Origin of the sequence: Microcystis flos-aquae FACHB-1344, from assembly GCF_014698375.1 — a bacterium.
Classification (GTDB): Bacteria; Cyanobacteriota; Cyanobacteriia; order Cyanobacteriales; family Microcystaceae; genus Microcystis; species Microcystis aeruginosa.
In genome coordinates, this window is record NZ_JACJSW010000003.1 from 1 (window position 1) to 5359 (window position 5359).

The 5359-nt window shown below is 38.5% G+C and carries 5 protein-coding genes and 2 pseudogenes; all 7 read right to left on the reverse strand.

What is annotated here, in order from left to right; genetic code table 11:
- A partial coding sequence (locus H6G48_RS00025) for an RpnC/YadD family protein (RefSeq protein WP_190717856.1) occupies positions 1 to 830 on the reverse strand: 830 nt, incomplete at its 3' end.
- Between the two features lie 27 nt (positions 831 to 857).
- Positions 858 to 1826 (reverse strand): RpnC/YadD family protein, encoded by a 969-nt coding sequence (locus tag H6G48_RS00030; RefSeq protein ID WP_190717859.1) that lies wholly within the window; start codon positions 1824 to 1826, stop codon positions 858 to 860.
- Positions 1827 to 1876: 50 nt separating this feature from the next.
- A pseudogene (locus H6G48_RS25850) lies at positions 1877 to 1942 on the reverse strand (DUF4351 domain-containing protein); the annotation flags it as partial.
- 74 nt (positions 1943 to 2016) lie between these two features.
- Entirely contained in the window at positions 2017 to 3441 is a 1425-nt protein-coding gene (locus tag H6G48_RS00035) for a carotenoid oxygenase family protein (RefSeq protein WP_190717862.1), read from the reverse strand.
- Between the two features lie 116 nt (positions 3442 to 3557).
- Positions 3558 to 4229 carry a Uma2 family endonuclease gene (locus H6G48_RS00040; protein WP_190717865.1) on the reverse strand — a complete coding sequence of 224 codons (672 nt, stop codon included), beginning with the start codon at positions 4227 to 4229 and terminating at the stop codon, positions 3558 to 3560.
- A 21-nt stretch (positions 4230 to 4250) separates the two neighbouring features.
- On the reverse strand, positions 4251 to 4901 hold the full coding sequence (locus H6G48_RS00045) for a Uma2 family endonuclease (protein ID WP_190717868.1): 651 nt from the start codon (positions 4899 to 4901) through the stop codon (positions 4251 to 4253).
- An 80-nt stretch (positions 4902 to 4981) separates the two neighbouring features.
- Positions 4982 to 5359, reverse strand: a pseudogene (locus H6G48_RS00050) (IS701 family transposase); the annotation flags it as partial.

Sequence of the window (5359 nt, forward strand, 5' to 3'; positions counted from 1 at the left end):
CCAATTTCCTTGCCAATTTCCTTGCCAATTTCCTTACCAATTTCCTTACCAATTTCCTTACCAATTTCCTTACCGCGTTCCATTCCTCGTAACTCCATATTACTCATTAAAGGCATGGTTCTTTCCTCTTCAAATTGTTTGATTTTACTCTCTAAACTTGACTGTAATTCAGGGGATAAAGTCATCATATTGTCGATGATTTCAAACAGTTTAATTATCTGTTCTCTCTCGAACTCCTTTTCATATAATCCCCTGATTAACTTCCACTTCCACTGTTCCCGTTGTGGCAGCTTCCCGGTAGTCGCTTTTGTTTTCAGGTGTGCCATGACTATTATAGCAAAGGGATTGCTACTTGTTTCTAGTTCTGACCAGCTTTCCTCATAGTCCAGTAATTTAACCGTTGGGAATTTCAGACTCACTTCACAGCCGGCGATAGTATAATTATAGGAATCTGGTCGCCAATTTACTCGTTCATCCCCTAATATAGCGAGACTGATAACTGGTTTCTGATACAAATCGAAGGCACGATAGTTATAAATATACATCCTCTGAGGGAAATTTTCTTCGTATTGACTTTGAATTTCAATATGAATCAAAATCCAGACTTCTTCACCCCTGAGTAACCAGACTTTATAAAGTTTGTCAGCGAAACGTTTTTTTGTCTTTGCTGAAGCGGTAATCCGTTTGAGTTCTTTTTCTAGGGATTCGGGAATTTTTGTCCAATCAATTAGTTGGTGAACTTCGGGAAAGAAGAAGTATAAAAACGCTTCAAAATACTCGGTTAATGCTTCTTTCCAGGGTTCATCATAATTGGCGGTTGTTGGGTTCATTGGAGAAGAAAATTACTGAGACTATTGTTATAAAAGTTGATGCAACTCATCAAAAGAATTAACGGTTAATGCCGATTTCAGTAACTCGTCTAAAATCGATAATACAGAAATTTTATCAACAGCTTGCTCAATTTCTATTGGAATGTCACCCAATCGCGTTTTCAGCACCGTTTTAACATAGTTACGAGCATTTTCTAACGCGCCAATTTCTTTACCAATTTCCTTACCAATTTCCTTACCGCGTTCTATCCCTCGTAACTCCATATTACTTACTAAAGGCATGGTTCTTTCCTCTTCAAATTGTTTGATTTTACTCTCTAAACTTGACTGTAATTCAGGGGATAAAGTCATCATATTGTCGATGATTTCAAACAGTTTAATTATCTGTTCCCTCTCGAACTCCTTTTCATACAATCCCCTGATTAACTTCCACTTCCACTGTTCCCGTTCTGGCAGCTTCCCGGTAGTCGCTTTTGTTTTCAGGTGTGCCATGACTATTATAGCAAAGGGATTGCTACTTGTTTCTAGTTCTGACCAGCTTTCCTCATAGTCCAGTAATTTAACCGTTGGGAATTTCAGACTCACTTCACAGCCGGCGATAGTATAATTATAGGAATCTGGTCGCCAATTTACTCGTTCATCTCCTAAAATTGCCAGACTGATAACTGGTTTCTGATACAAATCAAAGGCCCGATAGTTATAAATATACATCCTCTGAGGGAAATTTTCTTCGTATTGACTTTGAATTTCAATATGAATCAAAATCCAGACTTCTTCACCCCTGAGTAACCAGACTTTATAGAGTTTGTCAGCGAAACGTTTTTTTGTCTTTGCTGAAGCGGTAATCCGTTTGAGTTCTTTTTCTAGGGATTCGGGAATTTTTGTCCAATCAATCAATTGGTGAACTTCGGGAAAGAAGAAGTATAAAAATGCTTCAAAATACTCGGTTAATGCTTCTTTCCAGGGTTCATCATAATTAGCGGTTGTTGGGTTCATTATGACAATTTTAGTGGGTTGTTGTCAGAAGGCGAACGCTAACATAAGAACTAAGCAGTTAAAGTATTTAACCAATTGATTAAATCTTCAACCGTAGAGAAATCGAATAAAGCTTCTCTCTCACAAGTCAAGAAAACGGGTTTCTCGAAGAAACCCATTTTCTAAATAGTTTCTCGCAGAAACCCGTTTTCTAAATATTGCCTTTTTCTGATTTTTCTTGCCAAGTACCATGAAAACTGGGAGGGATAACACTGGGTAATTGCAGACAGCAAAGGGGTTCTTTTTCTAACTGCTGACTGTCATAGATTCTCCCTTGGCTGCTGTGATTATTGCCGTCGTAAACCACGACGATTAACCATCCCGTTTCTGGAGATAAACCATCGGAGACAAAAATCGGTTCACTTCCATAACAGTTATTTTCTAGATAAGCAATAGTTAACTTACCTGTGGAGTGATTATAACAAGCAGGAAGTCCGATAATTTCCCGACGAATATCGCTATCAGGACGATGGACAGCTAAAAAAGTATTTTGCCATTTTTGTCCCACCAGTTGCGGGGAAACCACGGGAAAATCACAGCTTAAATCTGAGAGAATTTCCTGATTAATTACCTTTGCTGATAGGGGATTAATAGTGATACTTGCCAATTTTCCGATGGCTAAGGTTTCGGTTTCACCCGTGGCAACTTCTTTTAAAAATTGATTAGTTTTAAAGTCATCATAACGGACAAAAACAATTTCAAGATTGCCTTGGTCATTCACACAACCATTAGCGAAGTGCCATTGAAACCATGAATCCGTAACACTTTCACTGACTAACTGTAGAGAATCTCGCTCAAAAATTAGTATTCTTGTTCCTAATTCTGGCTGCCACTGCATGGCATCACTAAAAGTTTTAAATCCCAACAGTATCGATAACTTATCCGCTTTTATCGGTGGGACAAAAAAGACGAGATACTGTCCTGCTAAAACAAAGTCATGCAGCAGAGACAATCTATCTAACTCAAAAGTATTTTTCTGGATAATTTGACCAGTGGAGTCAGACTTATAGAGATTTAAACTAACTTTAGCACTGATTTTCACCCCGAAATTAAAAATCTCTCCTCTGGACAAATCTAGCTTAGGATGAGCGGAAAAAGTTTCCTTTGCTTGTAAGCTAGATAAATTATCTAAGCCTAGGGTTTCTAAAGATTGTAAATCTAATTTATGGGGAAAACCCCCTTCCCAGAGAGCTAATAATTTATCGGGTAAAGCTAACACCGAGGTATTAGCGGCATTTTTTACCTCTTTTCCCCAATTATTCCAAAAGAAGCCGGGGGCATTCATGCCATAATTAGGAAATAAATATTGATTAGCGGCGCTTTCTTGCTGATAACCGGCAGTTTGGACATAACGATAGGTGGCACTGGCTCCCTTATCATGAAAATGTACAGCTAAAATTGCCCCATCTCCGTCAAACCAATGACCAACTTTTTGCTTACCTCTTTCTAATCTCCCCGGACCATTGCGATAGAGACTACCCCGCAATCCCTCGGGAATTTTCCCCGATAATAAGGTTAATTGGGTTTCAGAAAATTCTACTGCTGGTTTTTCTAAAGATTTTGCCCAAGCTTTCATAGATTTGTTTTTTTACTGATTACATAGTTAAGTATAGCCCTAGACTAGGTTCAATGACGATAACTTAGGCAGTTGACCAGTTAATTAGTATTCACCACAACCGCTCAATTATGTCATTATAAAGTATCGGGATCAATTCCCAGAGAACGGATATATTCAGCTAAACGTTCAGCTTTAAGACGTTCTTGTTCTAATTGTAAACTTGCTTGTTCAGCTTTTTGAGATAACTCAATAGAAGTCAAAAATTTCTGACCATCTAAACTATAAATTTCTAACTCATCTTCTGTCAATTCAAATCGGATATTTAACCGAGGACTAACCCATCCCTTAATCTCAGGTATAGAACTTAATAGTCCTTTCTGTCTCAACCATCCTTGAAAATTATGAGAATCTGGATCATAGAGATAGTATTCTTCCACTCCATAACGTTGATAAAAGAGGAGTTTTCGCTCCATTTCTTCTAAACTATTAGAAGGGGAGAGAATTTCAAAGACCACTTGAGGAGCGATGTTATCTTCTTGCCATTGTTTATAGGAACCCCGTCTTCCTTTCGGACGACCAAATACTACCATAACATCGGGAGCAACCGGTCCAGTAATTTTTTTATCTTGGACGGGATACCAGAGCAGCTCCCCCGCAATAAAAACGTTAGGAGAATTAGCAAAGAGAATCTCAAGGTTTTCTTTAATTTTCACGATCCATTCATATTGTTCGGTATTATCGGCCATGGGTTTACCGTCACTATCGGGGTATTCAATATCTGGATCAATAGCTGGTATAAAGGTCATAATTTATACTCCTTTAAATATTCATAAAGTATCGGGATCAATTCCCAGAGAACGGATATATTCAGCTAAACGTTCAGCTTTAAGACGCTCTTGTTCTAACCTTTGAGATAACTCAATAGAAGTTAAAAATTTCTGACCATCTAAACTATAAATTTCTAACTCATCTTCTGTCAATTCAAATCGGATATTTAACCGAGGACTAACCCATCCCTTAATCTCAGGTATAGAACTTAATAGTCCTTTCTGTCTCAACCATCCTTGCAAATTATGAGAATCTGGATCATAGAGATAGTATTCTTCCACTCCATAACGTTGATAAAAGAGGAGTTTTCGCTCCATTTCTTCTAAACTATTAGAAGGGGAGAGAATTTCAAAGACCACTTGAGGAGCGATGTTATCTTCTTGCCATTGTTTATAGGAACCCCGTCTTCCTTTCGGACGACCAAATACTACCATAACATCGGGAGCAACCGGTCCGGTAATTTTTTTATCTTGGACGGGATACCAGAGGAGATCTCCCGCAATAAAAACGTTAGGAGAATTAGCAAAGAGAATCTCAAGATTTTCTTTAATTTTCACGATCCATTCGTATTGTTCGGTATTATCGGCCATGGGTTTACCGTCACTATCGGGGTATTCAATATCTGGATCAATAGCTGGTATAAAGGTCATAACTTATACTCCTGCTTACTTGTCTGAAAATGATAATTTTAGCATCTGTAAGACCTGATCTATTGGGACTTAAACAAATTTCAAGCCCAAATAAAGCCTAAACTGGCTTTGTAAGCGGCAAACACATCCCGATTCTCGGTCAGCCACTCAAAGAAACGGAAAGACATCGCTGTCCGAAAAGCTTCTAAAGCTTCCACAAAAGTGTTTAAAGGTCGATTCGCCCACCGCCTTTGCAATCCCCCAGTTAACTTATGCCACAGGATAAATGTATAGGCACAAAACACCAGGATAAAATGACGAAGTAAGCTTCGTTTATCCCTGACTTGATATTCCCTTAACCCTAACCATCCTTTGGCTTCTCGGTAGAATACTTCCACCCAATTTCTTTCGGTGTAAGTCTTGACTATCCACGACGCTGTTACTGTATCTGCCTCAACTACATTGGTGATGAAATAGTC